This window comes from Streptomyces antnestii (assembly GCF_004005495.1).
Taxonomy (GTDB): Bacteria; Actinomycetota; Actinomycetes; order Streptomycetales; family Streptomycetaceae; genus Streptomyces; species Streptomyces antnestii.
In genome coordinates, this window is the sequence record NZ_RZYA01000058.1 from 1 (window position 1) to 1,016 (window position 1,016).

The 1,016-nt window shown below is 71.0% G+C and carries 4 protein-coding genes; all 4 read right to left on the minus strand.

Annotated features, from left to right (window positions below; genetic code table 11):
* On the minus strand, nt 1-139 hold a 139-nt coding region (locus EOT10_RS40920; protein WP_146003155.1), incomplete at its 3' end, for a biotin carboxylase N-terminal domain-containing protein.
* Complete coding sequence (locus EOT10_RS40925; protein ID WP_127833442.1) at nt 136-609, minus strand: cobalamin B12-binding domain-containing protein; 474 nt, start codon at nt 607-609, stop codon at nt 136-138. The genes EOT10_RS40925 and EOT10_RS40920, both read right to left, overlap by 4 nt.
* A 23-nt stretch (nt 610-632) precedes the next feature.
* Entirely contained in the window at nt 633-839 is a 207-nt protein-coding gene (locus EOT10_RS40930; RefSeq protein ID WP_127833443.1) for an acyl-CoA carboxylase epsilon subunit, read from the minus strand.
* 49 nt (nt 840-888) lie between these two features.
* The coding region (locus EOT10_RS43030) for a carboxyl transferase domain-containing protein (RefSeq protein WP_348539254.1) at nt 889-1,016 on the minus strand (128 nt) is incomplete at its 5' end.

The following is a 1,016-nucleotide window of genomic DNA, read 5'->3' on the forward strand; positions in this document are numbered from 1 at the left end:
CCTCGTCCGCCGCCCGGACATGCACAGCGTCCCGGTCCGGCTCCGCATACACGGCAACGCTCGCGATACCGGCATCCCGGCACGCCCGGGCCACGCGGACAGCGATTTCGCCACGGTTGGCGATGAGGACTTTCTTCAGCATGCCGGCTCCAGCGCGGGTTCCGCGGTGTCGGTGGTGGTGAGCAGTCGGTCGACGGTCTCGACGATTCCGCCGATGCCCGCGCCGGGGGTGAACACGGCGTGGACCCCCAGCGCTTCGAGCGCCGCGATGTCGGCGTCGGGGATGATGCCGCCGACCAGGATCCGGACGTCACCGGCATCCTCTTCGGCCAGAAGCTGGATGACCTTCTCGACGATCGTCAGATGGGCACCCGAGAGGACGGAGAGCCCGAGGAGCGGGGCGTCCTCGGCGATGACGGTCGCGACGATCTGCTCCGGGGTCTGGTGCAGGCCGGTGTAGATCACCTCGTAGCCCGCGTCGCGCAGCGCCCTGGCGATGACCTTGGCGCCGCGGTCGTGGCCGTCGAGGCCGGGTTTGGCGATCACCACGCGAGCGCGCGGGGCCGGTGCGTGGCCGGCACGGTGCGCCCCCTGTTGCACGGTGTTCATGAACTCTCCGATCGGGTGGTTGTTCAGCGCGGCCAGTAGGTGCGCGCCCAGGCCGCGGGCCCGTGCTGAGGCAGGGAGTTGATGCGTGAGGGGTCGGCCCAGGCGTCGCGGGTGCCGGTCGCGCCGCCGGGCGGGGTGGTGGGCAGCGCGGCGGCGCGGGCGTGGACCACCGCCAGTGCGGCGGCCAGCTCCTCGGGGGTGGGGTTGCCCCGTACGACCTTGATCATCATTGGTCGGGTCCTTTCGGCGGCCGGATCCTGGGTTTGGTTCGGGGCGGGTCTACAGCGGGATGTTGCCGTGCTTCTTGGGCGGGAGGGTTTCGCGTTTGGTGCGGAGCTGGCGCAGGCCGCGGACGATGTGGGCGCGGGTTTGGGAGGGCATGATCACGGCGTCGATGTAGCCGCGTT